Below are 494 nucleotides of genomic sequence, written 5' to 3'. Positions count from 1 at the left end.
GGTGGTGAGGTGCGCCGCTGGGTGGGGGATCGGTTGCCGGAGTTCATGGTTCCCTCGGTGGTGATGGTGCTGGATGGGTTGCCGTTGACGCCCAACGGCAAGGTGGATCGAAAGGCGTTGCCGGCGCCGGAGTTTGTTTCGGCGGTGGTGTATCGGGCGCCGCGGGATGGGCGGGAGTCGGTGTTGGCGGGGTTGTTCGCTGAGGTGTTGGGGTTGGCGCGGGTGGGTGTTGATGACGGGTTTTTCGATTTGGGTGGGCATTCGCTGACGGTGACGCGGTTGGTGGCGCGTGTTCGGGCCGAGTTGGGGGTGGAGGTGCCGATCCGGGCGGTGTTCGAGGCGCCGACGGTGGCGCGGTTGGCGGCGTGGCTGGACGTCCACGGTGGGCATGGGGTGCGGGCGGCGTTGGTGGCCCAGCCGCGGCCGGGCCGGATTCCGTTGTCGTATGCGCAGTCGCGGTTGTGGTTCTTACACCGCTATGAGGGGCCGTCGGC

Annotated in this window: 1 protein-coding gene; it reads left to right on the top strand. The window is 68.2% G+C overall.

The window, feature by feature from the left end; all coding sequences use genetic code 11:
• Positions 1-21: 21 nt before the first annotated feature.
• Positions 22-494 (top strand): phosphopantetheine-binding protein (locus BST12_RS29420; protein ID WP_281254851.1); only part of this gene is annotated, 473 nt, incomplete at its 3' end.

It is taken from the genome of Mycobacterium angelicum (assembly GCF_002086155.1).
Taxonomy (GTDB): Bacteria; Actinomycetota; Actinomycetes; order Mycobacteriales; family Mycobacteriaceae; genus Mycobacterium; species Mycobacterium angelicum.
This window is presented reverse-complemented; position numbering and strand designations above follow the sequence as displayed.